The following is a 26,092-nucleotide window of genomic DNA, read 5'->3' as shown; positions in this document are numbered from 1 at the left end:
ACGGTTCTCGCTGGCGGCTTTTCCGATGCTTAAAGCGTTCAATACAATCAGCCAATTAGAGCGTTTTCTGAACTTTAAGCGCCGCAATAGCAGTGAGGCTAGAGTGCGGTGTTGCGCCGCAAGCCCTACCCGACGGACGTCAGCGGCGAAGAATGGCTTCGCTGGCTATCACCTGCTGGCAGTGCAACTTACGCCGGCCGAAGAGCACGCGCGTGCCCAAGTCGACCTCCTCTGCGCCGCAGTGCAGCAGGCCACGGGACACACAGTCGAGCTGGCATGGCCCGACCGAAGCTCACCGGAGAGAAAGCGCGAGAGGCCGCAAAGGAACATGACATCACACTGCAGATCGTGAAGCTGCCTAAAGCGAAGAAAGGCTTCGTACTGCTGCCCAGGCGCTGGGTGGTCTAGCGTAGCTTTGGTTGGCCGGCGCGCTTTCGACGACTGTCTCGGAACTATGAACGGCTGCCCGAGATGCTCAGCGGACTGCCGCTTCCTCGTCTTTGCCGTGCGCATGCTGCCCAATGCCGCACGACTGCTGGCTTCTGCCAGTAGTTCATAACAGGCTCTAGCTCGTGTAGAGCCGCCATTACTTTGCGTAGTTGAGTGCTCATACCTCCAGAAATCTTATAAAGTGTTACAAACACGTTTGCTTCGGTCCCGCCGAGCAAGTCTTCCAAGATGGTCACAAGGACGGTCTATGGCCGCAAAGGATGAGCAAATGATTGGTCGTGGGTCTGAATGGCGTCGCTGGGAACCGCACATCCATGCGCCAGGAACCGTCCTAAACAATCAGTTCGGCGGCGACTCCCCTTGGGATGCCTATCTCAAAAAACTTGAGACAGTCACGCCGAAAATTGAGGCGTTGGCGGTGACCGACTATTATCTTACTGACACTTACGAAGAGGTAATAAGGCAAAAGGCGGCTGGCCGTTTACAAGATGTACAACTCATTTTCCCCAACGTCGAATTGCGTTTAGATGTCGCTGCAAAGTCTGGCTTCGTCAACGTGCATCTCCTAGTCAGCCCTGAAGATCCGAACCACGTCGCAGAACTGCACCGCATCCTTCAGCGCCTTCAGTTCCAGGCGCATGGCGATACCTTCAACTGCACCCGCCTGGATCTGATTTCCCTCGGCAGAAAAGCCGACACTAGCATCCTCGATGATCGCGCTGCGCTTTCGCATGGCGCCACGCAGTTCAAGGTGAATTTTGACCAGCTTCGCCGCGTTATGCGAGAGAGCGATTGGGCGAAGACCAACATCCTCATCGCGGTTGCAGGCGCGACGGGCGACGGAACTTCGGGGTTACGCCAAGCCGCAGACGCAACCATGCGTCAGGAGATCGAAAAGTTCGCCCACATCATCTTCTCAAGTAGTACAGCACAGCGCGAATTCTGGTCTGGCCGTAAGGGCGTGACGCTCGACCAACTCAAGGAGCGTTATGGCGGCTGCAAGCCCTGTCTCCACGGCAGCGATGCCCACGACCAGAAAACCGTAGGCCAGCCGGTCGAAGAGCGTTATTCGTGGATCAAGGGCGGTCTAGAGTTCGACGCCCTGCGCCAGGCTTGTATCGACCCCGAAGGTCGTGCTTATGTCGGCAGCGAATCGCCGTCCACGGCCATGCCTTCCCAAGTAATCTCGAACATAGTTATCGGAGATGCCAGTTGGGCATCAACTCCGGACATACCACTTAATCCTGGGCTCGTCGCAATCATCGGCGCGCGCGGCTCAGGCAAGACCGCGCTTGCTGACATGATTGCCGCAGGCTGTGACGCAATCACACCAGCCGCTTGGAGTGCGAGCGCAAATATCAGCCCGTCATTTCTCGTCCGTGCCCGCCAGTTGCTTGGCCATGCGACTGCAACGCTGACATGGGGTGGAGGTGCTTCAGTCACACGCTTCCTCGACGGTCGCGATGCAAACGGTCATCTAGCCTTTCCCCGAGCGCGCTACTTGTCGCAGCAATTCGTAGAGGAGCTTTGCTCCTCTGCTGGCGTCTCCGATGGACTCATCGCGGAGATAGAGCGTGTGATCTTTGATGCCCACCCGCAAGATGATCTTGACGGCGCTATCGACTTTGCCGAATTGAGGGATTTTCGCACCGCCCGTTTCCAGCAGGCCCGAGAACGCGAGGCTGAGGCAATCGCCGATTTATCCGAGCGCATTGCCACGGAGATTGAAAAGGAAGCTGCTGCCACAGGCCTAGCGCTGCAAGTCACGCAGAAGACCGGCCAGATCAAAAGCTACAACGAAGATCTCGCCAAGCTTGTCGTAAAGGGAACTGAGGCGCAGGCCAATCGCCACACCCAGCTCGGACAGGCCGTGCAGACGTTGCGCGGAACGATCCAAGCCTACGGCAATCAGCGCCGGACATTCGTTGCGCTGCAGGATGAGGTCGTAAGCACTCGCAATACCAAGGCCCCCGAGCTGCTGCGCCAAGCCAAGGAGCGACACGTTCACAGCGGCCTCAATCAGCAGCAATGGGATGATTTTCTGCTGATCTACAAAGGCGATGTCGATACGAGTTTGACCAGCTATGTCACATGGTCCGATCAGCAAATCGCTGCACTCACAGGTCCGGCCATTTCGGCCAGCGACCCAAACACGCCGCTGTTCGCAGACACTGCTGACCTCTCTAAATTAACCCTCAATACGCTGTTGGCTGAAATGGCCCGGCTGGAGGTGCTGGTAAGCGCCGACAATGTCATTCGTGGTCAGTACTCCACCCTGTCAAAGCGCATCGCCCAAGAGAACGCCGCGCTCCTTAGCCTTCAAACACGCCTAGCCGACGCTCAAGGTGCTGGCGCGCGTCGTAAGGAACTCCAGAGCGAGCGGGAAGCGGCTTATGGCCGAGTATTTCAGGCGATCATCAACGAGCAGAATTCGCTAGCTGATCTTTATGGACCCCTGATGGCGCGCTTGAATGCGTCCACCGGCACACTTCGCAAGCTCGGGTTCTCGGTTCGCCGCGTCGTTGACGTTGCCGCCTGGGGAACTGTAGCTGAAGAAGACCTTCTCGACCGACGGAAGGCAGGGCCATTCCAAGGCCGCGGCGCGTTAATCGCTCTGGCGGACACAACCCTACGATCAGCCTGGGAAACAGGTTCGGCTGCCGACGTGCAGGCAGCGATGACGAATTTCATTTCGCAATACATGCGCGACCTTCTGAGCCAGGCCCCCTTTGGCCAGAATCAACAAGCAGAGTTTCGTAGCTGGTTGAAGCAGTTCGCTCACTGGCTTTTCGCCACCGACCACATCTCGGTGCGATACGAAATAGTCTATGACGGAATGGATATCCGAAAGCTGTCGCCTGGAACACGGGGCATCGTACTGCTTCTTCTCTACTTGGCACTGGACGATGCTGACGATCGGCCACTTATCATCGATCAGCCAGAGGAGAACTTGGACCCCAAATCTGTGTTCGAGGAGTTGGTCGCTTTGTTTGTCGCGGCTAAGGCCAAACGCCAGGTGATCATGGTCACGCACAATGCCAATCTCGTCATCAACACCGATGCGGACCAGATCATTGTCGCCGACGCTGGCCCTCATCCTGCTGGTGGGTTGCCCCCACTCAAATACACATCTGGCGGCCTTGAGAACACTGCTATTCGCAAGGCGGTTTGCGACATCCTGGAGGGCGGCGAAGAGGCCTTCCGCGAACGCGCACGTCGATTGAGGGTCAGGCTGGATCGCTAACTACTGCAGCACTGAACGCTCGATGCGTAGATTGATTGCCCGATGTTTGGGAACGAGCATCGGTTTTTCTCACCTTGATGCGTTGCACCGGTATGGACGCAAATTGCACTTGGGTGCGATCCCATCGACCAACGGAAGGATGCAATAGCTCCGATGACGGCCTCCGCTCCTATAGACACTACTGGCCTGCTCACCATATTGGGAGTCATCGCCGCCGTGTGGGCGCTTATCTCTCCCACTAACCGGCTCCGGCTTCGCTTCTGCACGACATGGGTGGATTGGGTCGTGGGTGGATCGGTGTTTTTTCTTGTCCACTACCTGATGTACGCCCCGGTCTTGGAGCAACTTGGGCTGTACTACAGCGTAGGGCCTTGGAAATGGGGGCTCGACAGTTCGAGTGCGGTGTATCTGCTGCTGCTCTCGGTGGCCCTGTACTTCTTTTGGCGAACACGCTTTCCGACGCTGGCCCGGGGGCGAGTGCACGTCTTTCGTGAATTGATCGAAAACTTGCACCTCACCAAGCGCTATGACGAACTGGTATTGCTGGTCGAACCCCAACTGCCCACTCTTATTTCCCTAACCCGGCAACAGTCTTGGCTGGTGCGCTGGATCGACAACGGGGGTAATTCCAAGGATGAACTGGCGGCACTCTTGCGCGGGGAGCCCCCCAAACCTTCTTCAGCATGGCGCAAGCATTGGCGCCGTTCTCTGCACACATTGAAATCCAGATGTGCAGAGCGAGACCAGGCCAGCTTACAAGCCCGGGAGATCCTGTTGAATCTGGTCACCTCGCCTGAATTAACCGTTCACCTGGCGCAGGCACACCCACATTTCTGCCTCAAGCTTCTGGAAGCGGACGAAGCGATACGTTCTGACTTTATTGCGCAGTACATCGACGCGCTGCTGGACGCCACGGGAAGCCGCCTCTACGTTGAGCTGAAGAACAATCAGAATCTCAATGGCGGAAGCCGTCTTTACCTGCCGGAAAGCAATCGGCTGCTTCGCTTCTTCTTCGCAGATGCAGCGACGGCGGTGACGAACGGCCTGGAAGCTGCCATAGGCGAGTCCGTATGCCGCCGATTGGACGAAGACAAGCATTTGGCCAGAAAACTCAACGAACCGCTGGGCTCCTACCAAGAGGTGGGGCGGTTTCGCTGTCCGATCAATTCAGGCATCACTCTCTTTGAAATCATGGTGCACGAAGGCATCCACCAAGGGTTGCAAGACCATATGTGGCTGCACTACTTCGGGCACTTCGCCGAGAAGATCCTCAAGCAGATGCCTGGCGTCCCCGACGAAGAGGCCTATCTGGAGTGGCCAACGCCGTTTCACTACCTTCTCGGCCGCCTGGTTGGCGTCGCTACGGATTGGGCTGAGCAGTGCGCGCGCATAGATGACTCCGAAATTCCACAGGCAACCCGTTGTGCCGTTGATTTCGATCGCTACTACATCTCCAAGCAAGCCACCAAGGTAATCGGGGCGATGCTGCAAGGCATCATTCCGAGTGAGAAGCTGTCGGCGTCATTCAAGAAACATCTGCTGGAAATCGCCATTCGCAGCTATGTAAAGCTACAGAGCGATCCGAGGATGGCCGATGTAGCAGCGTCATTCCTGAAGGCCGTGATCGTTGGATCGGATTTGCCTACAAAGGACGCTTACCGGCAGGAGCTTAGTAATGTATTCGGAAATCTGGATCACGTTCTGCGGGACAACGCGTCCACCTTCAAATCTGCGCTGGACGCCTCGCTGCCTTGACGCTTCGCCGCACAGGGGCGGTCATCGCGGCTGACTCACTTATTCGGCATGCCGGACGTTGGCAGTGGCTACGACTTGATTAAGGCCATAGCCCCTTCGTTCATCGCCCTCGTCAATGAGCCGCATCATGGCTTCGCGCAGTTCGCTCGACACAGGTGTGCCGACGTCCGTGTCGCGAAAGTAGCGCATCACAGTGCCCGCGACGATGTCGGCCAGCTGCACGCCGATGGCCTCATGCGACTGCGCAAACTCGATGCTGGCTTCCTCCTCGAACCGGTAGTCAGACTGCGGGGTGTAGGGCAGATCCACGGAGTGGCTCAGGTTTTCGGCCGTCATTTTTCCCTGGCGCAGAATGTTCTCCACCTCCAATTGCTGGTCGTGTACCAAGCGGATGCCGGCCAAGCGCCTGCTGTAATAGCGATTCATCCTGGCGTAGATGCTCGTGAATGACGTCAGGTTCGGCAACATCCAGACCTGTTTCGCATGTTTGTTAAGGTCGGGGGGCGGAAGAAACCGCGACCAAGCCTCGCCACCGTTAACACGTTGCTCGTCGTATTCGGCTTCAGCCTCCTGCACCATGTGGGCAATGCCTTCCGCGATTTGCACGGCCGATCCGGTATAGCCCAGATCTGTGGCCATGTCGCGCAGCACGGCGAATGAGGCGCGGAGCGTCCCGTCACCCGGCGCCAGGCACGAGGCGACGAACGTATCGAGGACGCGTTCGGACGCGTGAAAGTACAGGAAGTCTGCCACCGTGTTCTTGATGAAGTGGAACTTCACCGACTCGGTATAGCCAAGGCATGCTGGCAAGAGTTGGAACGAGGTGATGCTGGTGCAGATAAAGAAGCGCTTGTCGACCACCTCGATGAAAAGCGGAGCGCGTTGATCGAGCAATCCATTGATGACTTCGGCCGAGAATCTTGGCTTGGCTGTCAGCGACTTGGACTTGAGTTCGCCAGCAGGAATGCGGTGACGGCCTCGCAGCTCATTGATGCGATCTTCCCAGTCATGACCGTCCTCAAGACTAATGCCGGCTAGGGCAAAGTAAGGCTGGCCCTTGAAATCGTAAGCATTGCCGCTGTTGATCATGTCCCCGCTGTGGCCGCTTTCATCGATATAGACGGTGGTCATTTTTCGATGCTATCCCTGGAATGATTCATCTTCGAATGTATAGCGCATTCTGAGCGCGCGCTCGACCTAATGTTAAGGGGCGGGCGCGTTTGCGCCTTTCCTGGGGCTGGCGGCCTTTGGTGTCTTCCTGCCACTTCTGCAGAACGTCAATGTCCCGTAGCAGTTGGAAGAACGACTCTTTGATCACAGTGTGCCAAATGGCCTGCTGATCCGTTGATTCATGGCGTCTCCGGCCCAGAAGCATGGCCGGTCGCGCTGTCGTGCTGCGCATCGAGCCTAGCTGCGCGAGTCTCGCCCCTGACGGGCTTCCATCGTTCCCTCGCTCCGCTCGGCTGACGCCTTCGGCCCGGATTGCTAGATCCGGGCCTGCGCGCTTGCGCTTGCGTGCGGTCTGCACATCGCTGCGGCCGTTGCCGTGTCCAGCCGTCTCTCCTGACTCCATCACCTTGCTCGCGACTGTAGCCCGTGGCCGCGTGCCATCAAGGCGCGCCAGGCCGTGTCCTCGGCTACGCCTGCGGGCCGCACCTACCTGACGCTTGTCTCCTTGACGGCCCACGTCCGTGGGCTCCTGACCGTCGCGGGCGATGAACTCAGGAAAGACGGTGGCAACAGGGCCAACCGGGTTCCTCGTGCCAACCGCACCGAACAGCCGAAAGGCTGGGCTCCGAATCTAGGAATCCGGTGTGCGGTTTGAACAGAAAACCTTTTTTTGTCAGGAGAAAGACCATGCAACTCGCATCCCGTTTCGCTTCCCGTTCCCCTTCGCTGCGCAGCGATTACCCGCTGACCGATGACCAAATTCATCGCGTGGCCCCGTCCATCTTCGCGGACGCGCCCCACGAAAGCCGTTCGCAGCGGTACGCCTACATCCCCACCGCCGCCGTGCTGGCCGAGCTTCGCAAAGAAGGTTTCCAGCCTTTCATGGTGACGCAAACCCGCGTGCGCGACGAAGGCAAGCGCGAGCACACCAAACACATGCTGCGCCTGCGGCACGCCAGCCAGATCAACGGCACGGAAGCCAATGAAATCGTGTTGCTGAATTCGCACGATGGCACGAGCAGCTATCAGATGCTGGCCGGAATGTTCCGCTTCGTTTGCAGCAATGGCCTCGTTTGCGGCGACACCGTGGCCGATGTGCGCGTCCCCCACAAAGGCGACGTTTCCGGGCACGTCATTGAAGGTGCTTACGAAGTCTTGCGCGGCTTCGACCGGGTGAAGGATTCCCGCGATGCCATGCGCGCTATCACGCTGGACGAAGGCGAAGCCGAAGTGTTCGCCCGTTCCGCGCTGGCCCTCAAGTATGACCCTACCGACAACAAGCCCGCGCCCATCACTGAATCTCAAATCCTGATGCCGCGCCGGTTCGACGACCGCCGCCCGGACTTGTGGAGCGTGTTCAACCGCACGCAAGAAAACTTGACCAAAGGCGGATTGCATGGCCGCAGCGCCAACGGACGCCGCCAGCAAACGCGCCCGGTGCAGGGCATTGATTCCGATGTGCGCCTGAATCGCGCCCTCTGGATGCTGGCCGATGGCCTGCGCCAGTTGAAAGCCTGACCGTTCCCCCCGCCGGAGGGGCGGTTCCCCTCCATTCCCTTGTTTCACTCGATTGGAGATTCACCATGAACGCCGTTACCACTTCCGAAGCCCGCGCCATCCAAGCCCCCGCGCTGGAAACCGCCGACCCGACCAAGAACCTGATTCTGGTTCCGCTGTCGCGGCTGGTGTTGCGTCCCACTGGCCGCAACGTGCGCAAGACCCCGCGCATGTCGATTCCCGAACTCGCTGCCAGCGTCCAGCGTGTCGGCCTGCTGCAAAACCTCATCGTGATTGCCGCCGCTGACGGTGAGCATTACGAAGTCGTGGCAGGTGGCCGTCGCCTCGCTGCGTTGAAGCTGCTGGCGAAGAAACACCGCATCAGCAGGGAATGGGAAGTGCCTTGCCTGCTGGTGGCCGATGGCACCGCTCGCACCGCCAGTCTCACCGAGAACGTGCAGCGTGAAGCCATGCACCCCGCCGACCAGTTCGAGGCATTCGCCGCGCTGGTGATGGAGGGCCGCAGCATCGAGGACATTGCAGCGGATTTCAGCGTCACGCCGCTGGTGGTGCAGCGCCGCTTGAAGCTGGCCAACGTCTCGCCGCGCCTGCTGGCGGACTACCGCGCCGATGCCGTCGCGCTCGATCAGTTGATGGCCCTTGCCATCACCGACGACCACGCCGCACAGGAAAGCGCCTTCTACGACGCGCCGACATGGCAGCGCCAGCCGTCCGCGCTACGCGACCGTCTGACCGAGCGTGAAATCGACGCCCATCGGCATCCGCTGGTGCGCTTCGTCGGGCTGGACACCTACGACGCCGCAGGCGGAGGCATTCGCCGCGACCTGTTCGCAGAAGGCGATGCGGGCGTGTATCTGACCGATGCCGCGCTGCTGGAACGGCTGGCGCAAGACAAGCTGGCAGGCATCGCCGCCGAGGTAAAGGCCGAGGGATGGGCATGGGTTGATGGCTCGCCCGGTATGACCCATGCCGACCTGCACACCTTCCAACGCGCCCCGAGGGAACGACGCGAAGCGCACAAGCGCGAAGCCGCACGCATCGAGAAGCTGCAAGCCAAGCTGCACGAACTGGCCGAAGCCGTGGATGCCGCGCTGGACGCCGAAGACGAGGAAAAGGTCGATTCCCTGCAGGAGGAAGGCGAACGCCTGGGCGAGCAGTTGCAGGCACTGGAAGATGGCTTGCTGGACTACGGCGCGAACGTGAAGGCCGCAGCCGGGGCCATCGTCACCATCGACCGCAATGGCGAGGCCATCATTCATCGCGGCCTGATGCGTGAAGCCGAAGCCAAGGCACTGCGCACGCTGGAACGGCTGCGGCAGGGTTTTGGCAGCGAAGGCGAAGCCGGGAACGACGACGAAGACGAGGAAGCCGACGATGCGCCCAAGACTGCCGCCATGTCCGACCGGCTGGCGCAGCGGTTGAGCGCCCACCGCACGGCGGCGCTGCAAATCGAAGTCGCCCGGCATCCGCAAGCCGCGCTGGCTGCCGTGGTGCATGGCATGGTGCAGAGCGTTTTGCAGGAACACCGTTACGGCCACGACCTGCCGCTGGGCGTGAGCCTGAAAGTGCAAGACCGGCTGGAAGGCATGGCCCCGGACTGGCCCGAATCGCCCGCCGCTGTGGCGCTGCGCGAACTGCAACAGGTGGCGGGTGAAGTCTTGCCGCAGGACAGCGCCGAACTGTTCGCCGTGCTGCTGGCGAAGTCGCAAGATGAACTGGTGCGGCTGCTGGCCGTGTGCGTGGCTTCGACGGTGGACGTGGTAACCCCTCGCGCCACGCAGCACCAGCCCGGCGCGGAACTGGCGCAGGCCGTGGGGCTGGATATGGCGGCATGGTGGCAGCCGACCGCCGAGGGCTATTTCCAGCATGTGCCGAAGGCCGCGATTCTGGACGCCGTGGGCGCGTTCGCCCCGGCCCACGTCACCCGGCTGGCGAAGTTGAAGAAGGGCGACATTGCCAGCGAAGCCGAACGGCTTTCCGATGGCACTGGCTGGATGCCCGCCATCTTCCGGGCCAATGCCCCGCAGCAGGACGCGCAGGACGTGGTGGCGGATAAAGAAGACGAAGCGCCAGAGGACGCCGCCGCCGTGGCGGATGAGCAGCCGCAGGCCGAGCCATTGGCCGCGTGACCCTGCACCGAAGATAGCGCCCCGGTTCCGGCCGGGGCGCTTCGTTCCGAGGATTCCACCATGAGCCGCAACATCACGAGCCGCCCACGCATGGCGGCGACCTATGCCCCCGACACGGTGCGCGCCCGCCGCTGGCATGGCGATGGCGACGTGCGCGGCTACCGCGCGCCTCGCGGCTGGACGGCCCGCGCCGACCTGACCGACTTGCACCCCATCACAGGCCGCGCCTTACCGTATGCCGTGTGGTGGATCATCGAGACGAAGGAATAACCCCCAATTCGCGCCAGCCCCAGACCGTTCCGGCCTGGGGCTGGTGGTCAAAAATCCGGGCGCGGCGGTGGCCGCGCCCGGTGTCAAAGCCCAAGAGCCAAAATCGCCACGCCGCCGCCTTCGACTAGGCGGCGGCGTGGCCGCGTGCAAGTCTACTTGTCCGCGAGGAACGACCAAGGCCAGCAATGCGGTGGCGCTGCGCGCCGCGATATGCAGGAAGCGCCCCGCCGCAATGGCGGGACGCGGGACTGCTACGCCGTGGCCTGCTGCGACAGGTTGCACGAAAGCGTGCCGTCCTCGATGCTGGCGGTTCAGCACAACCACGTCACGAAGGACGGTTCACGGACACACCGACCGGCCTTGCTATGGAGCTTCCACACCACGCCTCAAGCTCGCCGTCCAAGGCTGCGGCAGGGGCGCTTCCGCCTGGTCATATTGACCTGGGCCGCGTCAGGGCGCGAGCCGGTGCAGCCGTCATGCGGGGATGCCGAGTCGGCCATCTCTCCTTGGCGGGACGGTCGGCCCCTGCGTCCTTGTCTCGTTGTGAATCCTGGCGATGGCACGGCTGTGCCTTGGGCTTCATGGCCGCAACCTTCCAGCGAAAACAATTTCCCCTGCGCTGCGCGCATTCCTCGCGGGACAAATTCTTTTCGCTTCCAGGCCCTCCACGTTGTTGCGGCCGCAAGCGGTGCGGCCAGCCCATCCCCCGCCGGACGGATCACAACAAGGACGCGATGGGCGCGACCTTGGTTAACCCGCAGGAGAAATCATCATGGCAAACATCGGCACCTTCACCGCAGAGAAAGACGGCTTCACCGGCACGCTCCGCACCCTGACCTTGAACGTCAAGGTCAAGCTGGTTCCCAACGACAAGGGTGACAACGAAAGCGCCCCGACTTCCGCGTACAGACGGCGGGCCACGACATCGGCGCGGGGTGGCGCAAGGTCAGCAAGGCCGAACGGCCCTACGTGTCCGTGACCCTGGACGATCCTTCGTTCCCGGCGACGGTCTATGCCCGCCTGATCGAAGGCGAGGACGGCACGCACGACCTGATCTGGTCGCGCAGCAAGCCCCAGGCGGCCTGACGGCCGCTCGCAGCGCCGCACGCACGGGCGTCGGCAATCACTCCGCGCCTGGTACGTCCAGGGCCGGTATTGCATCGGTGACAGCCGGATGGCTCGAAGCCCGTGACAGCATGCACAGGATGGCGTGTCGGCGCTGCACGCGCCGCCGGGCTTTCGGGCTGCGCCCCGTGCCGGCACGCCGTCACGGCCATGCGGCGTCAATCCCTCACGCCTTCGCGCCTGCGGCGCTGCGCGCCGCCGCTTGCAGGGCAATCCGCGCGATACGCCTACGGCGCGTCGCGCTCCTTCAATACAGCCTCCAGTTCCTGCCGCACCTGCGCCAGAAGCTGATCGGTCTTGCGCGTGCTGTCGCCGGCATAGGCCAGCGTCAGCAGCGTGAGCGGATGCACGTCCATGACCTCGCACAGCTCGGTCAGCTTGTGCATGGTCGGGCTTTTCAGGTCGCGCTCCAGCAAACTCAGGTAGGTACGGCTGGAGACGTCGGAGAACGCTTCCTGGCTCAAGCCGCGCGCTTTCCTGACCGTCCGTATTGCCGTTGCCAATGAGTGTTTCGCTGCCACCTATGGTTTTCCTTAGAAAACCAAGATGACATCCGATTGCGCACTATAGGGCTACAAACTATAGTGCGCATTTTGTGCCATCCTACGCTTTCGTGCCTTTACGGAAATCCGCATCTGCGGATGGCTCCAAATTCAGGGAATCGGATCCGTGTCTTTCCCGCTTTCTACAATTCCGCTTGTGCGCTTCCGTTCTTCTACGGATGCGATGGATTGCGTATCGGTGCTTGCACACGGATGCACGGACACGGTTCGGCGGTTCTGCGTTTCGGCACAAAAGCGCATCTGCGCGTCCTCGGTTTCGTGGGGATTCCGACCATGACTCTGCCGCTTGTCACCGCCGATGAACACGCCCGGCTGCTGGCCCACGGCGCGGCGCGCGCTGCCGGCCAGCACCTCGACCCGCTGCCCGTGGTGCGGCTATTCACCCCGGACGCGCACGCGACATGGCTGCTGGTGTCGCTCGATCCTGCGGATGGCGACACGGCTTACGGTCTGATCGACCTCGGCATCGGGATGCCGGCGCTGGGCACGATCAAGCTGTCGGACCTGGCCGGCATCGTCGGCCCGCGCAAGCTGCCGGTGCGGCGGGATCGGTATTTCCAAGCAGCACGCCCGCTGTCGGAGTACGTCCGGCTGGCCCAGGAGAACGGCTCGATCACGGACTGAGCGAACCATGCGCGGCCTGCCGCGACAGGTCGGCGCAGCCCGTCCAGCCGGGGCGCATTGTGACTATTTCGGTCTTAGTCGAGACCGTGCGGGTCTGATTCCGCACTCTTGCACCGAAGCGGTGCGACTGTGTTGGAAACAGTCATGGTCTTCGGCGCGGACTTCGGCACGGTGTCTGATGCTGACCGTCAATTCCTGGCGGTGCAGCCGTCGTATTAAGACGATTTTCGCAATGCACCGGAGCCGATCAGTCTTGACGCTAGCAGCAACACCTTATCCGACCATGATGACGCTTTGATGTTGAAACGATAGCTCCCCGTACATCGAAAACCGTGTCGACGTTCCTGCTGACCTTCAGGAGGCACCGTCATGGCCGAGCCGAGCGTTGAACACTGGTATCCGACTGCCGCGTATCTCTACACGCTGCACCTTGATGACCCCGCGCTGGCCTGGGAGTACCTGCGCCGCCATCCCGACTACCGGCGTGACTGGCTGCGCTGGCGCCGCCGACCGGATGTGGCGCACCGCTGGGGCCTGCGCCTGCTGGAAGACCCGGCACTGGACGCGCGCGACGCGCACCCCGCCTGGTTTCCCGACCACGATGCGGTGGTGCAGCTTTATCCCGATACCGACCCGCCGCCCGATGCCTGTGCCTTCGAGTTCTGGCGCATCCCCGGCCGCAAGCAACTGATCCACGATGGCAAGCGCCTGGTGCTGGTGTCGCGCTGGCCCGGCCGCTACATGCGGCTCGCGCTGGTGCCAGGCCTGGAAGACGGCATGGCCTACCTCTACGCCACGCGCGCTTGCACCACGCCCTGCGCACGCTATCGAGCGCTTGCGGCCGGACTGGACGCCCTGGCCGTGGCGACAGCTGCCGCGCCTGCTGCGGCGGCCCGCTCCCGGCCCACGCCCGCCGCGCTGTTGGAACTGCACACGCTTCAGGCGCTCGACGCGACCCTGGCGGGCGCGTCCTTGCGCAAGGTGGCCGAAGGGTTGTTCGGCGCGGAGGCCATCGCGGCCGACTGGCACAAGGACAGCGCCTTGCGCGCTCGCGTGCGGCGGCTGGTGCGCCGTGGCGATGCGCTGATGCGCGGCGGCTACCGCCGCCTGGCACAGCTTCCGCCGTTCCCGCTGCACTAGCGGAGATAAGAAGGGGGACGTTTCGCGTCCCTTGCAGAACGTCCCTTAGCAAGAAGCCTAGCTTTCTTGAAAGTGCCTCCATCCGGCCGCGTGGTGTGGCCGGGCTTGATGGAGGACCACCCCATGCGACCTGCTCCCTTGCGGCCTGCTGCCGCCGCCGTCGCTGCACCCGTGCAGCCCCAACGCTACCTGACCAACGACGAGGCCGCCGAGTATCTGCGCCTCAGCCCTCGCACGCTGGAGAAGCAGCGCGTGATCGGCGGCGGACCGAAGTTCCGCAAGTTCGGCCGGCGCGTCATGTATGCGGTGGCCGACCTCGATGCCTGGGCCGATTCGCGCAGCTACGAGGCCACGTCCGATCCTGAATACGCCGAGAACCATTCGGCCGACAGCCGTGCGCGCTGATCGGCGCATCGCCGGTGGCCATCGCCATGTCCAGCCCGCCAGGGCAAGCCTTGCCGCAGCGCGAACAGCTCGACCTGTTCCGCGCGCTGCCGGGCGACATGGCGCCGCGCGACAGCCAGGACTTGATGGCCTTTCCGTTCTTCTCGCTCGCCAAGTCGCGGCGCACCGCGCCGATCGACTTCCGAGCGGGCGGCATCACCATCCGGGTGGAGGGCACCGCCGAACATGGCATCGCCACCATCTGGGATGCCGACGTGTTGATTTGGGCCGCCTCGCAGATCGTGGAAGCGCGCGACGCGGGCATTCGCCCGTCGCGCTGGATACGCGCCACGCCCTACGAGATCCTGCGCTTTATTGGACGAGGGACATCTCTCAACGACTACCTGCGCCTGAAAGCCGCGCTGGATCGCCTGCAATCGACCAGCGTGGCCACGTCCATCCGCGAAACCACAGGAAGGCGCTTGCATCGCTTCTCGTGGATCAACGAGTGGAAGGAACTGGCCGACGCCAGCGGCGTGCCGCTGGGCCTCGAATTGATCCTGCCGGATTGGTTCTATGCCGGCGTGGTGGACGCCGCTTTGGTGCTGACCATCGACCCCGCGTACTTCCGCCTCAAAGGCGGCATCGAACGCTGGCTGTACCGCCTCGTGCGCAAGCACGGCGGCAAGCAGCCGGACGGCTGGCAGTTCGACTTCCGGCACCTGCACCGCAAGTCGGGCAGCGCGGCGCGCTTCTCGGACTTCGCCTACGACCTGCGCGTCCTGGTGGCGCGGCAGTCGCTGCCCGGCTACGTCCTCGGCATCGATGCGATGCCGGAGGAAGGATTGGAACTGCTGACCTTTCGGCCCGTGCTGCATACGGCACGGGGATAACTGCGGCAAAGCCTGTGGACGGCCTCGTGCTATCAGGAGTACCGGGTATCGTGCTATCAGGAGTACGCCTATCGTGCTATCAGGAGTACGAAAACGCCGGAAAGCCAATAACGGCGCGGGTTTGCGCCCTCTCTAACTTACCTAACTATAAATCTCTAACTTTTAGTAGAAGCGCGCCGATTCGGTGGACAACCACCGAACGGCACGGCGAACAGCGTTTCGCACGGCAGGCAAAGCCTGGCTTTCCAGCATGGAGGGCCACGCAATGATCGTCGCGCTGCTCAACCAAAAAGGCGGCGTCGGCAAGACCACGCTCGCCACGCACATCGCCGGCGAACTGGCGATGCGCGGGCAGTCGGTCATCCTGCTGGATGCCGACCCGCAGGGTTCATCGCTGGACTGGACGCAACGCAGAAGCCAGCAAGGCTTGCCACGGCTGTTCAGCGCCGTGGGCCTGGCCCGAGAAACGCTGCATCAGGAAGCGCCAGAACTCGCCCGCCGCGCAGATCACGTCATCATCGACGGGCCGCCCAGGATCGCCGCCTTGGCGCGCTCCGCGCTGCTGGCGGCCGAGCGCGTGCTGATCCCGGTGCAGCCCAGCCCCTACGACCTCTGGGCCAGTGCCGAGATGGTGGCGCTGATCCGTGAAGCACAGGTGTTCCGGCCTGCGCTGCGCGCGGCCTTCGTCATCAACCGCCGCGTCAGCACCACGGTGATCGGCCGGGAGGCGCGGCAGTCGCTGGCCGAACAGCCGCTGCCGGCGCTGCGCTCGGAAGTGCGTCAGCGCATCGTGTTCGCCGACAGCGTGGCCGCTGGCCGGCTCGCACGCGAGACGGCGCCCGACAGCGCCGCCGCGCGCGAGATCGCCGCACTGGTGGACGAGCTGCTGCGGTGGCCGACATGACAGCGAAGCCACCACGCAGCAAGCGCGTCGGCATCGGCGCACGTCCGCCTGCGAATCCGCACGCCGAAGCGTGGATTCGCCAGGGCGCCGCCGATGCGCTCAACAAGGGCGACCTCTACACCGCACGCCTCACGCTCGATGTGACGCCCGCGATGCGTGCTCGCATCAAGGTGTCGGCCTTCACGCGAGGCGTGACGGTGGCCGAACTGCTGCGCGCTTTGCTGGAGCGGGAGTTTCCCGAGCACCGCATGGAGAACACACCATGAACGCATCCACTGCACCCACCGCGAACGCGGCCACGGCTGCCGCATCGCCTCCGGCCGCGCCGTCGCTCGCGGTACTCGCCGGCCAGGACGGCAACGTGCCGCTGACGCGCGTATCGCTGGCCTACATCGAACTGCGCTTCAAGCTTTACCTGCGCTTCGGCGAACCGGCGCGCACGCTGCAGCTCGACCGCTGGCGGCGCTGCGCGGTGTTCCTGCCACGTGCGATGTTCTGCCGCGTGCGCTGGCAGGCCAACGACTACGGCACGATCCGCTGGCAGCTCATGGTGATGCAGGCTGGCACGCCGCTGGATGCCTTGCAGCGCATCCCCGGCGTGCGGCCTAGCGCGCGCCTGCTGCTGCATGCTGAAGGCGAGAACTCGGTGCGCGCCGTGCTGGAACGCATCGACGCCATCGAGGCGCTGGGCATCGCCCCGTCTGCCGTCTCGCCCGCGCACTGGCGCACGCTGGGCAACCGGCTCGCGGCGCGCCTGCCGCTGCCCGAATACACCGCCGAGCGGCACGCCGCCTGGCTCGCCGGGAAGGTGCTGCCATGACGACCGTTTCCACTTCGTCCGCGTCGCCGCGTCCTCGCTCGCGCCTGCGCGCTCGCATCGTGCTCGCGGGCCTGACCGCCTGCGGCCTCGCTGCGCTGGCCTGGGCGGCTTTCGTGTCGCCGCTGCCGCGCCTGACGTACAACCCATCCGACAGCGTGGCGGTCGGCTGGTATCGCATCGAACCGTTCGACCCGCGCACCGCCTCGCTGCCACGTCCGTTGTCCGTGGACAGCATCGTGCTGGTGCCGCTGCCAGCCGAGGCTGCCGCACTGGCTGCGCAGCGCGGCTACCTGCCGACGCGCGTTCTGCTGCTCAAACGTGTAGGCGCAGTCGCACCGCAACACGTTTGCATCGTCGCTGGTCAGGTACGCATCGACGGCGTGCCTTCGGCCGCCGTGCTGGCTGCCGACCGGCTGGGCCGGCCGCTGCCATCCTGGCCGCAATGCCGCCGCCTTGCGCCTGGCGAACTGTTCCTGTTGAGCGTGACGAATCCGGCATCGTTCGACAGCCGCTATTTCGGGCCGGTCAGCGCATCCACCGTGATCGGCGTCGCGCATCCGGTCTGGCTGGAGGCACGCCCATAATGGCCGCTGATTCGCTGCACGTTGTCGCGCAACCCATCGTGCCATCGGGCGTGTCGTTCCGACTGCTGCTGCCGTGTCGTCGCGCGTGCAGTGCGAGCGCATCTGCGCTGCACTTCGCGCAACACCCGGCGCAGCCATCCAACGTGCAGGCGTCTTGCCTTGAACACGCCCGGCCTATGGCCGTCGCCGCGTTCGCCGGCGGGCTGGCTGCGGGTGCAGCAGCGCCGCCAGGCCGCCGACGCCCGGAGCGACAGCGAGGGGCGAAGGCGGAAGGCAAGACAAAAGGGTTCGGCACTCTGCCGCCCGCAAAGCCAGTCTGCACATGGGGGTGGCGCGGCACGGAGCGGCTTCGCCGTCGTGCCGCGTGGGGCGCGAGGCCCGCGCCAATGCAGGCATGCCCGCGTGCTTCGCACGACAGGACACGCCAGAGCTTGCGGGGAGCGCAGCCATGACCGACCGCCGCGACGACGATTTCCGGGTGCGCCCCAGTGCCCCGAAGAACCGGGGCAAAGGCCAGGGCCAGAGCTTCGTTTCCAAGGTGCTCAAGCAGGCTGGCAAGGCCAGCGGCGGCAAGTCCTCGATGCGCCATTCCGTAGCCGGGGCCAGCGGCGCACGCGCTGGCCAGCGTCCCGGCTCGCGCCTGGGGCGCGGCCATACGGCGGCGCGCTTCGCTGGGGCGAAGCTGACGCCCATGTCTCGGCGCGTGACGATCAAGACCCTGCTGGTCAATCAACGCAATGCCAGCCCGCAATCGCTCGCCAAGCATCTGCGCTACATCGAGCGCGACGGCGCCGGCCGCGATGGCGATCCTGGGCGGGCCTACGGGCCGCAGACCGACGAAGCCGACCTTGACGCTTTCAAAGAGAGGGCCGCCGACGACCGGCATCATTTCCGCTTCATCGTCTCACCGGAAGACGGCGCCGAGCTGGACGACCTGCGCACCTACACCCGGCATTTTGTGAACCGCATGGAAGCCGACCTGGGCACACGGCTGGATTGGGTGGCAGTCGATCACTGGAACACCGACAACCCGCACACGCATTTGATCGTCCGCGGGCGTGACGACACGGGCAAAGACCTCATCATCGCGGGCGACTACATCGCCCACGGCTTCCGGCATCGGGCCGCCGAACTGGCGACCGAATGGCTGGGGCCGCGCACCGAACTGGAGATCCAGCAGACCTTGCAGCGCGAAGTGGAACAGGAGCGGTGGACGAGCCTCGACCGCACGTTGCAACGCGAGGCCGGCGAGGATGGTTGGGTGCAGATCGAACGCTTCAACGAACCCCGGCTGCAACGCCAACGCCTGCTGCTGATCGGCCGGCTGCAACGCTTGCAGCGGCTTGGCCTGGCCGACGAGGTGCAGCCCGGCATCTGGGCCGTGCATGCGGACGCGGAGAAGACCTTGCACGCCTTGGGCGAGCGTGGCGACATCATCCGTAGCATGCAGCGGGCGATGAGCGGCCAGCCGCGAGAACTGGCGGTGTTCGAGCCGGGCGATAGCCGCACCATCATCGGCCGCGTTGCGGCGAAAGGGCTGGTCGACGAGCTGCACGACCGTGGCTATCTGGTCATTGATGGCGTGGACGGCAAGGCCCACTACGTTGCCTTGAGCGCCCGCGACGAGTTGGCGAACTATCCCACCGGAGCCGTGATGGAGGTACGCGGTTCTGCCGAGGTGCGGGCGGCCGACAAGAACATTGCCGCGCTAGCGAGCGATGGCCTGTACCGCACCGATCATCACCTGGCGATCGAACAGGGTCGGGCCAAGGCCGGCCGCGATCCACAGGAAGTCGTCGCGGCCCATATCCGCCGGCTGGAAGCCCTGCGCCGCGCCGGCATCGTGGAGCGCGTGGCCGAAGGGCTATGGAAGGTGCCGGACGACCTGGCCGAGCGTGGCCGCCAGTACGACGCGCAACGCCTGGGCGGCCTGGCGGTGGAGCTGAAATCGCACCTACCCATCGAGCGACAGGCCCGCGTGATCGGGGCTACCTGGCTCGATCAGCAGTTGATCGGTGGAGGCAGGGGGCTGGGACACCTGGGTTTTGGGGCCGAGGTCAAGGACGCGTTGCGCAAGCGCGCCGACTTCCTCAAAGAACAGGGGCTAGTCCAGCGGCGGGGGCAGCGCGTAATCCTCGCCCGCAACCTGCTGGGGACGCTGCGTAATCGGGAACTTGCGCAGGCCGCCAAGGACATTGCCGCAGAAACCGGCTTGGAGCATCGCTCTGTGACGGACGGGCAGCGCGTGGCTGGCATCTACCGGCGCCCCATCATGCTCGCCAGCGGGCGCTATGCGATGTTGGACGATGGCATGGGATTCAGCTTGGTGCCGTGGAAGCCGGTGATCGAACAGCGGCTTGGGCTGCAGCTCGCCGCGACGGTGCGCGGCGGCGCCGTGTCGTGGGAAATTGGAAGGCTGCAAGGGCTACAAATGTAGTGTAGGCGCCTTCGTGCGCCGCTATGCCCTAAACCATGGCGACCCCCTTGTAGCTAGGGAGGCTCATACCTTCGGCGCATCGCTAGTTGACACGAGACGCCCCGGTGCGATAATGCCTACTTAGACGACACCTGTTGTTTATCTTGGCTAGGCCCTAGGACACCATGAAAAAAAACTCTACTTGCACCACCAAGGGCGCAGGGAAAGCACTGTCCGAGGATGCTCGAATCGAGCGCACTCGAACGCAGCTAACGGAAGCAGTGCTTGCCCTTGCCAGCGAACGCGATATCACGACAGCTTCGGTCGCCGAACTGACCCGTCGAGCAGGCATCAATAGAGCGACGTTCTACGATCACGCAAGTTCACCAGTCGAGTTCCTGACTGGTGTGCTGTCCGCTGATCTCGATGATCTGCGTGATGAAGCAATGGAGATTGCACCAATCTCTCTTGTGCGCGATCGCAGTCGTCGAGTTCTTCGCAAGATGATCGATCACGTCCTTCGTTACGAGAATGTATATGGAGAAGGGCACGCATCCTCTACATACGCACTTCGCGTAGTCCTTGCGGAGCACGTCGAGAAATCCGTGCATGTCATATTGCAGGGGGGAGTTGGCAATCCTCCTGACAAGAGCCGCGAAGCGCTTTCAATTTACGCAGCGTTCCTCGCTCATGGTGTCGCTGGAGCCTTTGACTCCTGGCTAAAACAGCCGTCTCCCCGCGACGCCGAAAAATTCATCTTCCTTATCGAAGCACTGTACCCCTCTTGGTACTGGGAAGGTTCGCTTTCGTGACATCGAAAAGAAAGTTGGAATTTATGTCCATCAAAATTACCGGAGAAATCATCATGAAGGCTGCCGTACTCAACGCTAACGATGGGGTGTTTTCCGTCGAGGACATAGAGATAGACCACCCTAAGGGGCGCGAAGTGTTGGTGGAAGTCAAGGCCTCTGGCCTATGCCACTCGGATCTGCACTTGGCAGAACATGATTATGGCTATCCCTTGCCGGCAGTCCTCGGTCACGAGCTTGCAGGAGTCGTCAAAGAAATTGGCCCTGATGTCAGGGAGTTCGCAGTCGGCGATCACGTTGTTGGATCGTTGATTCAGTATTGCGGGCATTGTGAGGCTTGCCTCGATGGTCGTACCTATCAGTGTGCGCACCCGGAAGAGACCTTGCGCGGCATCAACGAGGAACAGCGCCTTACCCGCGATGGAAAGCCGGTTACTCCGATGTTTGGCACGGCGGCCTTCGCGGAATACTCGTTGGTTCACGAGAACCAATTGGCAAAAGTTCCGAAGGAACTGCCGTTCCCGCAGGCGTCAATTCTCGGTTGTGCCTGCGTGACTGGTGCAGGTGCCGCCATCAATACGGCGGCAGTCAAACCGGGCGACACCGTGGCTGTGATCGGCGTCGGGGGCGTCGGCCTGAATGTCATATCAGGCGCAAAGCTGGCCGGCGCGGAGCGAATCATTGCTATTGACACCCAGCCTCTTAAAGAATCGCTTGCGCGCCAGTTCGGCGCAACAGATTTCGTTCTCGCAACCGATGGCGATCCCGTTGAAACAGTGCGCGCACTGACCAATGGTGGGGTCGATCACGCGTTCGAGGTGATTGGACTCAAGTCGACCACCGAGCAATCCATCAAGATGCTCCGCAAAGGCGGCGGTGCCTACTTGATCGGAATGCACAAGCCCAACTCGCCAATCAATGTTGATGCCTTGATGGATCTCTTGGTCAATCAAGTGTCCATCCAGGGCGTGTATATGGGATCAACAAACATCAAGCGCGACATCCCAATGTATGCCTCTCTCTATTTGCAAGGACGATTCAATCTCGACGACCTGATTTCCCGAGAAATAAGCATCAATGAAATCAATGATGCTTATCAAGAGTTAAAGCGCGGCGTCGTTGCACGCAGTGTTATCACTCGTTTTTGATACCAACTTTCCTTTGAGAAGAAATGCCATGACTAACAAATACAAAATCCTAGTCGATGGAAAGCTTGTGGATGGACCATCCAGTATCGACGTGATTAATCCGGCGAGTGGAAAAGTTTTCGCAACTTGTGCACGCGCGGATGAACAGCTACTCAATCAGGCTGTAAGTGCAGCCAAACGGGCCTTTTCGAGCTGGTCGACGTTGAAACAGGAGGAAAGGAAGATCTACTTGAACAAGCTGGCTGATGCGCTGCAAGCGCGTCAACAAGAGCTCACGGAACTACTCACACGCGAACAGGGCAAGCCCCTTTCTCAAGCCGGCTACGAAGTCGCAGGGTCGATAGCGATTCTGCGCTTCTATGCGAGCTTCGACTTGCCCCTCCATATCCGCAAAGAAGCCGAAGACGGCAGGATTCTTGAGCAGCGGATCCCCTTGGGCGTTGTTGCGGCCATAACGCCTTGGAATTTCCCCCTGGCACTGCTTTTCATCAAAATCGGACCGGCGCTCAGCGCAGGCAATACAATGGTCGCAAAGCCTGCCCCGACTACACCGTTGACTACGGCGTTGTTGGGTGAGATCGCCGCCAACATCCTTCCTCCTGGGGTGCTGAATGTAATTGTGGATGCCAATGATCTTGGCAGCCTGCTCACCAGTCACCCGGACGTGGCAAAGGTCGCTTTCACCGGCTCGACCGCGACGGGCAAGCGAGTAATGGAAAGCGCCGCGGCGACGGTGAAGCGATTAACGTTGGAGCTGGGCGGTAACGATGCGGCCATCATTCTCGATGATGCCGACGTGAAGGAAGTTGCCCCCAAGGTCTTCAACGCAGCGATGCTCAACGCTGGTCAAGTTTGCTTGGCCGCCAAGCGCATCTATGCCCCTCGTTCGCTGCATGATGCGCTGTGCAGCGAGCTTGCCAAGTTGGCTAATGAGGCCGTCGTCGGCGACGGGTTCAATCCGGACACGCAGATTGGCCCACTGCAAAATCGGCAGCAATTCGAGAAGGTTCTGGCGCTCATTGAAGATGCGCGTAGCCACGGAACGGTGATTGCGGGAGGCGCGGCCTTGCCGCGGGATGGATTTTTCATTCAACCCACTGTAGTGCGCGATCTTCACGACGATGTCCGCTTGGTGCGGGAAGAACAGTTTGGCCCTGTCATCCCCATCCTGTCCTATGAAACGGAAGATGAGGTCGTCCGGCGCGTCAACGATTCGGAGTATGGCTTGGGGTGCACGATCTGGACCAGCAATGCGGAACGAGGCGCCCGACTCGCCTTGCGTGTTGAGTCGGGCACGGTTTGGGTAAACAAGCACTTTGACATCCCGCTCGACGTTCCGTATGGGGGCGCCAAGGAATCGGGTATCGGCCTCGAATCGGGAATTGAAGGGATTGAAGCTTTTACCCAGGTGAAAATCATCAATATCGCGAACAAAATCGCGTCCTGAATGCCGTTTCGGCGCAGGGATGATGGTTTGCGACTCCCTAAATCTGATTGGCTCCTCTTAAGGCCCCATTGCAGCTATGCATCCGCTGAGATCGGTGTATAGATTGCAGCGAATCCTAAGCGAGGTTTCCTGTTTTAGAGAGTCAACCCGAAATAACGTATCGGCCTGCAGGTTTGCACCTGCCGTTAGGAATGTAGATGAAAGAAAACGAAATCAGGCACCGTATCGTTATTGTGGGCGGTGGCGTTGCTGGTATGGAAATTGCCACTGCACTGGCTCGAAAGGGAAAGAATCGCAGAAATTTTCCCTCAGTCACGCTCGTGGATCGTGAGTGGGCACATGTATGGAAGCCGATGCTACACACGATTGCAGCTGGCACGCGCGACATTTCACAACAGCAAACGCCGTATATCGCTCATGGCAGTTACGTTGGATTCTCCTTTGAGCCGGGAGATTTGCTTGGAATCGATCGCGAAGCGCGCGCGATCCGGCTCGCTGCACTCTATGCGCCTGACGGACGACTATTGATCCCTGAACGTGGATTGGCTTACGACACCTTAGTGTTATCACTTGGCAGTCAAGCCAACGACTTTGGTACGCCAGGAGTGGAAGCCCACTGCCGCAAGATAGATTCCCGTCAGCAGGCAGAGGCTTTCAATCAGGAAATCAGATTTCGCATCCTCCAATGCCTCGCGCAAGACTTGCAACTGTCAATTGGCATCGTAGGGGGCGGCGCAACTGGCGTAGAACTGGCAGCAGAATTAGTACAGCTCACCGAATCCTCCGTCGCATACGGCGCAAGCGATCTGGCATCACGACTAGCGATCACGCTGATAGAAAGCGGGCCACGTCTCTTGCCCGCATTTCCCGAAGACATTTCCGTCTCCACTCGTGCGCGTCTGGAAGCACTCGGGGTTCGTGTCGTGACTAATGCGCATGTCAAGTCTGTCGATGACCAAGGCTTTGCAATGGATGACGGGACAAGACTGGAAGCTTCTCTGAAAGTGTGGGCGGCAGGAGTAAAAGCTCCGGATTTTCTGTGGGGTTTAGGTGGACTTGAATCCAATCGAGCCAACCAAGTTCTAGTCGAGCCATCGCTGCAATCTACTGTGGATTCCAATATCTATGCGCTCGGCGATTGTGCAAGTTTGACGCTTACCGGTGCCATTCGTGCCTTGCCACCTACGGCTCAGATCGCCCATCAGCAGGCCTTGCACTTGATTCGCTATCTCCCTATTGCAATTCTGCATAAGGCCAGTATTCCACCATTCCAGCCCCAAGTCCTTGGCTCTCTAGTTTCGCTAGGAGAATACGGAGCTTTCGGGTCTTTGGGGAAGTTCGGCTTCTTCAAGGGGACGACTATACGCGGACGACTAGCTCAGTTCGGCCACGTCATGTTGTACCGGAGCCATCAAGCGCGGCTCCACGGAATCCTGCGCGGTAGCCTTCTATGGTTCGTTGATAGATTAAATGCCCGTCTGCGCGCTCCGATACGCCTGGACTAAGTAGTCATGTGTCTCAGGGCTCCCTTTGGGAATTGAGTTAACAGAAGCAATATCGAGTCAATATTTCAGGAGCGCATCATGAAGTTCAATCGTTTAGGAAATACCGGATTGTTCGTATCAGAGCTTGGCCTTGGCACTATGACATTCGGCGAAAACCGGGACTACCCGCTGCTCGGTGGAGTGGGGCAACAGGAAGCCAACGCGTTTGTTTCGCACGCCCTTGAGAGCGGAGTTAATCTCTTTGATACAGCCGATGGGTATTCCCTCGGAAGTTCTGAGCAAATCCTTGGGAAAGCTCTTCGCAATTCTGGCGTGCAACGCGAAAGCTATCTGATCGCTACCAAAGCATTTTTGGCGATGGGTAGTGGGCCAAACGATGCAGGTTCTTCGCGGGGCCATCTGCTCAATGCTGCAAAAGGAAGCCTTAAACGGCTGGGGGTTGACTATATTGACATTTATCAACTGCATGGATTTGATCCGGCCACACCGATCGAAGAATCATTGCGAGCGATTGATGATCTCGTCCGTCAAGGCCTTGTCCGCTATGTGGGCGTATCGAATTGGGCTGCATGGCAAATTGCTAAAGCACTTGGAATTTCGGAGCGTTTAGGACTCACTCGCTTCTCATCGCTTCAAGCCTACTACTCGGTAGTCGGGCGAGATTTAGAGCAGGAAATTGCTCCCATGTTGCTGAGTGAAGGCGTCGGGCTGATCGTGTGGAGTCCGCTCGCGGGCGGGTTCCTCAGTGGGAAAAGGCAGCGGGACATGCCTGAACCCGAAGGTAGCCGCCGATCAGCAATGCAATTTCCCCCGATAGATGGGACGCGTGGTTTTGAAACGCTGGACGTGCTTCGTTCTATTGCCGACGCACATGACGCGTCAGTAGCCCAGATTTCACTTGCATGGCTGCTAAGCCAGAGGGCGGTTTCGTCTGTTCTGATCGGGGCAAAACGCATGGATCAATTGGAAGATAACCTCAAAGCAGCTGAGTTGCAGTTGACGCAACATGAGTTGAATTTAATCGCTAGAGTTAGCGGCTTGCCCGCCAATTACCCCAGATGGATGCTCGATTTCCAAGGGGCTGAGAGAAATAGCCTCCTCGTTCAATCCAATTGGTGAGATTTTGCATTAAATCGGGATGCACTGCCAGAGCATCGAAAGCGTCACAATCGACTGCTGGCTGAGTGGAACTTT

The 26,092-nt window shown here is 61.2% G+C and carries 21 protein-coding genes and 2 pseudogenes; 21 read left to right on the top strand and 2 right to left on the bottom strand.

Annotated elements, in window-relative coordinates:
* Positions 1-172 precede the first annotated feature (172 nt).
* The 3 genes and pseudogenes from NUG20_RS20495 to NUG20_RS20485 all read left to right on the top strand — a co-directional run.
* Positions 173-559: pseudogene (locus NUG20_RS20495) on the top strand (transposase); the annotation flags it as partial.
* A 159-nt stretch (positions 560-718) separates the two neighbouring features.
* Positions 719-3,694, top strand: coding sequence for a TrlF family AAA-like ATPase (locus tag NUG20_RS20490; RefSeq protein WP_343237627.1), 2,976 nt, complete (start codon positions 719-721; stop codon positions 3,692-3,694).
* A 153-nt stretch (positions 3,695-3,847) separates the two neighbouring features.
* Positions 3,848-5,449 (top strand): hypothetical protein, encoded by a 1,602-nt coding sequence (locus tag NUG20_RS20485; protein ID WP_263396215.1) that lies wholly within the window; start codon positions 3,848-3,850, stop codon positions 5,447-5,449.
* Between the two features lie 39 nt (positions 5,450-5,488).
* On the opposite strand, the gene NUG20_RS20480 is transcribed toward NUG20_RS20485, so the two are convergent.
* A complete protein-coding gene (locus NUG20_RS20480) occupies positions 5,489-6,580 on the bottom strand; it encodes a DUF3800 domain-containing protein (RefSeq protein WP_263396214.1) in 1,092 nt (363 codons plus the stop codon).
* 726 nt (positions 6,581-7,306) lie between these two features.
* On the opposite strand from NUG20_RS20480, the gene NUG20_RS20475 reads away from it, so the two are divergent.
* The 4 genes and pseudogenes from NUG20_RS20475 to NUG20_RS20460 all read left to right on the top strand — a co-directional run bounded on the left by NUG20_RS20475 (position 7,307) and on the right by NUG20_RS20460 (position 11,622).
* Complete coding sequence (locus NUG20_RS20475) at positions 7,307-8,137, top strand: DUF932 domain-containing protein (protein WP_057418749.1); 831 nt, start codon at positions 7,307-7,309, stop codon at positions 8,135-8,137.
* Between the two features lie 65 nt (positions 8,138-8,202).
* The gene (locus tag NUG20_RS20470) at positions 8,203-10,266 is read left to right on the top strand and encodes a ParB/RepB/Spo0J family partition protein (RefSeq protein WP_263396213.1); all 2,064 of its coding nucleotides are present in this window, start codon (positions 8,203-8,205) and stop codon (positions 10,264-10,266) included.
* 60 nt (positions 10,267-10,326) lie between these two features.
* Entirely contained in the window at positions 10,327-10,536 is a 210-nt protein-coding gene (locus tag NUG20_RS20465; protein ID WP_263396212.1) for a hypothetical protein, read from the top strand.
* Positions 10,537-11,308: 772 nt separating this feature from the next.
* Positions 11,309-11,622: pseudogene (locus NUG20_RS20460) on the top strand (DUF736 domain-containing protein).
* Positions 11,623-11,888: 266 nt separating this feature from the next.
* On the opposite strand, the gene NUG20_RS20455 reads toward NUG20_RS20460, so the two are convergent.
* Positions 11,889-12,182 (bottom strand): helix-turn-helix domain-containing protein, encoded by a 294-nt coding sequence (locus NUG20_RS20455; RefSeq protein WP_263396211.1) that lies wholly within the window; start codon positions 12,180-12,182, stop codon positions 11,889-11,891.
* 315 nt (positions 12,183-12,497) lie between these two features.
* On the opposite strand from NUG20_RS20455, the gene NUG20_RS20450 reads away from it, so the two are divergent.
* The 14 genes from NUG20_RS20450 to NUG20_RS20385 all read left to right on the top strand — a co-directional run bounded on the left by NUG20_RS20450 (position 12,498) and on the right by NUG20_RS20385 (position 26,017).
* Complete coding sequence (locus NUG20_RS20450; protein ID WP_263396210.1) at positions 12,498-12,848, top strand: DUF2958 domain-containing protein; 351 nt, start codon at positions 12,498-12,500, stop codon at positions 12,846-12,848.
* A 369-nt stretch (positions 12,849-13,217) separates the two neighbouring features.
* A complete protein-coding gene (locus NUG20_RS20445; RefSeq protein ID WP_263396209.1) occupies positions 13,218-13,988 on the top strand; it encodes a DUF2285 domain-containing protein in 771 nt (256 codons plus the stop codon).
* Positions 13,989-14,111: 123 nt separating this feature from the next.
* Positions 14,112-14,393, top strand: a complete 282-nt coding sequence (locus NUG20_RS20440) for a helix-turn-helix transcriptional regulator (protein WP_263396208.1) — start codon at positions 14,112-14,114, stop codon at positions 14,391-14,393.
* Between the two features lie 26 nt (positions 14,394-14,419).
* Positions 14,420-15,265 carry a replication initiator protein A gene (locus NUG20_RS20435; protein WP_263396207.1) on the top strand — a complete coding sequence of 282 codons (846 nt, stop codon included), beginning with the start codon at positions 14,420-14,422 and terminating at the stop codon, positions 15,263-15,265.
* Between the two features lie 265 nt (positions 15,266-15,530).
* Entirely contained in the window at positions 15,531-16,169 is a 639-nt protein-coding gene (parA, locus tag NUG20_RS20430; RefSeq protein WP_263396206.1) for a ParA family partition ATPase, read from the top strand.
* Positions 16,166-16,435 (top strand): chromosome partitioning protein ParB, encoded by a 270-nt coding sequence (locus NUG20_RS20425; protein ID WP_263398558.1) that lies wholly within the window; start codon positions 16,166-16,168, stop codon positions 16,433-16,435. Before parA ends, NUG20_RS20425 begins: the two co-directional genes overlap by 4 nt.
* The gene (locus tag NUG20_RS20420) at positions 16,432-16,989 is read left to right on the top strand and encodes a DUF2840 domain-containing protein (protein WP_263396205.1); all 558 of its coding nucleotides are present in this window, start codon (positions 16,432-16,434) and stop codon (positions 16,987-16,989) included. Before NUG20_RS20425 ends, NUG20_RS20420 begins: the two co-directional genes overlap by 4 nt.
* Positions 16,986-17,573 carry a S26 family signal peptidase gene (locus tag NUG20_RS20415; protein WP_263396204.1) on the top strand — a complete coding sequence of 196 codons (588 nt, stop codon included), beginning with the start codon at positions 16,986-16,988 and terminating at the stop codon, positions 17,571-17,573. The genes NUG20_RS20420 and NUG20_RS20415 overlap by 4 nt, the downstream gene beginning before the upstream one ends.
* A 448-nt stretch (positions 17,574-18,021) precedes the next feature.
* Positions 18,022-20,010 (top strand): relaxase/mobilization nuclease domain-containing protein, encoded by a 1,989-nt coding sequence (locus tag NUG20_RS20410; RefSeq protein WP_263396203.1) that lies wholly within the window; start codon positions 18,022-18,024, stop codon positions 20,008-20,010.
* Between the two features lie 164 nt (positions 20,011-20,174).
* The gene (locus tag NUG20_RS20405) at positions 20,175-20,801 is read left to right on the top strand and encodes a TetR/AcrR family transcriptional regulator (protein WP_263396202.1); all 627 of its coding nucleotides are present in this window, start codon (positions 20,175-20,177) and stop codon (positions 20,799-20,801) included.
* 23 nt (positions 20,802-20,824) lie between these two features.
* Complete coding sequence (locus NUG20_RS20400) at positions 20,825-21,946, top strand: Zn-dependent alcohol dehydrogenase (protein ID WP_263396201.1); 1,122 nt, start codon at positions 20,825-20,827, stop codon at positions 21,944-21,946.
* A gap of 28 nt (positions 21,947-21,974) precedes the next feature.
* A complete protein-coding gene (locus NUG20_RS20395) occupies positions 21,975-23,393 on the top strand; it encodes an aldehyde dehydrogenase family protein (RefSeq protein WP_263396200.1) in 1,419 nt (472 codons plus the stop codon).
* Positions 23,394-23,590: 197 nt separating this feature from the next.
* Positions 23,591-24,898: an NAD(P)/FAD-dependent oxidoreductase gene (locus NUG20_RS20390; protein WP_263396199.1), complete on the top strand. Its 1,308-nt coding sequence runs from the start codon at positions 23,591-23,593 to the stop codon at positions 24,896-24,898.
* Positions 24,899-24,976: 78 nt separating this feature from the next.
* Positions 24,977-26,017, top strand: a complete 1,041-nt coding sequence (locus NUG20_RS20385; protein ID WP_263396198.1) for an aldo/keto reductase — start codon at positions 24,977-24,979, stop codon at positions 26,015-26,017.
* The last annotated feature ends 75 nt before the right edge of the window (positions 26,018-26,092 follow it).

Source organism: Xanthomonas sp. CFBP 8443 (assembly GCF_025666195.1).
Taxonomy (GTDB): Bacteria; Pseudomonadota; Gammaproteobacteria; order Xanthomonadales; family Xanthomonadaceae; genus Xanthomonas_A.
Note: the sequence above shows the minus strand (reverse complement) of the source record. Positions and strands in the feature narration are given on the sequence as shown.

What these genes read in the sequence shown, in the direction of transcription:
- NUG20_RS20440 (WP_263396208.1), top strand. Translation starts at nt 14,112, where the DNA reads ATGCGACCTGCTCCCTTGCGGCCTGCTGCCGCCGCCGTCGCTGCACCC.
- NUG20_RS20410 (WP_263396203.1), top strand. Translation starts at nt 18,022, where the DNA reads ATGACCGACCGCCGCGACGACGATTTCCGGGTGCGCCCCAGTGCCCCG.
- NUG20_RS20415 (WP_263396204.1), top strand. Translation starts at nt 16,986, where the DNA reads ATGACGACCGTTTCCACTTCGTCCGCGTCGCCGCGTCCTCGCTCGCGC.
- NUG20_RS20390 (WP_263396199.1), top strand. Translation starts at nt 23,591, where the DNA reads ATGAAAGAAAACGAAATCAGGCACCGTATCGTTATTGTGGGCGGTGGC.
- NUG20_RS20425 (WP_263398558.1), top strand. Translation starts at nt 16,166, where the DNA reads ATGACAGCGAAGCCACCACGCAGCAAGCGCGTCGGCATCGGCGCACGT.
- parA (WP_263396206.1), top strand. Translation starts at nt 15,531, where the DNA reads ATGATCGTCGCGCTGCTCAACCAAAAAGGCGGCGTCGGCAAGACCACG.
- NUG20_RS20475 (WP_057418749.1), top strand. Translation starts at nt 7,307, where the DNA reads ATGCAACTCGCATCCCGTTTCGCTTCCCGTTCCCCTTCGCTGCGCAGC.
- NUG20_RS20470 (WP_263396213.1), top strand. Translation starts at nt 8,203, where the DNA reads ATGAACGCCGTTACCACTTCCGAAGCCCGCGCCATCCAAGCCCCCGCG.
- NUG20_RS20490 (WP_343237627.1), top strand. Translation starts at nt 719, where the DNA reads ATGATTGGTCGTGGGTCTGAATGGCGTCGCTGGGAACCGCACATCCAT.
- NUG20_RS20420 (WP_263396205.1), top strand. Translation starts at nt 16,432, where the DNA reads ATGAACGCATCCACTGCACCCACCGCGAACGCGGCCACGGCTGCCGCA.
- NUG20_RS20395 (WP_263396200.1), top strand. Translation starts at nt 21,975, where the DNA reads ATGACTAACAAATACAAAATCCTAGTCGATGGAAAGCTTGTGGATGGA.
- NUG20_RS20465 (WP_263396212.1), top strand. Translation starts at nt 10,327, where the DNA reads ATGAGCCGCAACATCACGAGCCGCCCACGCATGGCGGCGACCTATGCC.
- NUG20_RS20450 (WP_263396210.1), top strand. Translation starts at nt 12,498, where the DNA reads ATGACTCTGCCGCTTGTCACCGCCGATGAACACGCCCGGCTGCTGGCC.
- NUG20_RS20435 (WP_263396207.1), top strand. Translation starts at nt 14,420, where the DNA reads ATGTCCAGCCCGCCAGGGCAAGCCTTGCCGCAGCGCGAACAGCTCGAC.
- NUG20_RS20480 (WP_263396214.1), bottom strand. Translation starts at nt 6,580, where the DNA reads ATGACCACCGTCTATATCGATGAAAGCGGCCACAGCGGGGACATGATC.
- NUG20_RS20400 (WP_263396201.1), top strand. Translation starts at nt 20,825, where the DNA reads ATGTCCATCAAAATTACCGGAGAAATCATCATGAAGGCTGCCGTACTC.
- NUG20_RS20445 (WP_263396209.1), top strand. Translation starts at nt 13,218, where the DNA reads ATGGCCGAGCCGAGCGTTGAACACTGGTATCCGACTGCCGCGTATCTC.
- NUG20_RS20405 (WP_263396202.1), top strand. Translation starts at nt 20,175, where the DNA reads ATGAAAAAAAACTCTACTTGCACCACCAAGGGCGCAGGGAAAGCACTG.
- NUG20_RS20485 (WP_263396215.1), top strand. Translation starts at nt 3,848, where the DNA reads ATGACGGCCTCCGCTCCTATAGACACTACTGGCCTGCTCACCATATTG.
- NUG20_RS20385 (WP_263396198.1), top strand. Translation starts at nt 24,977, where the DNA reads ATGAAGTTCAATCGTTTAGGAAATACCGGATTGTTCGTATCAGAGCTT.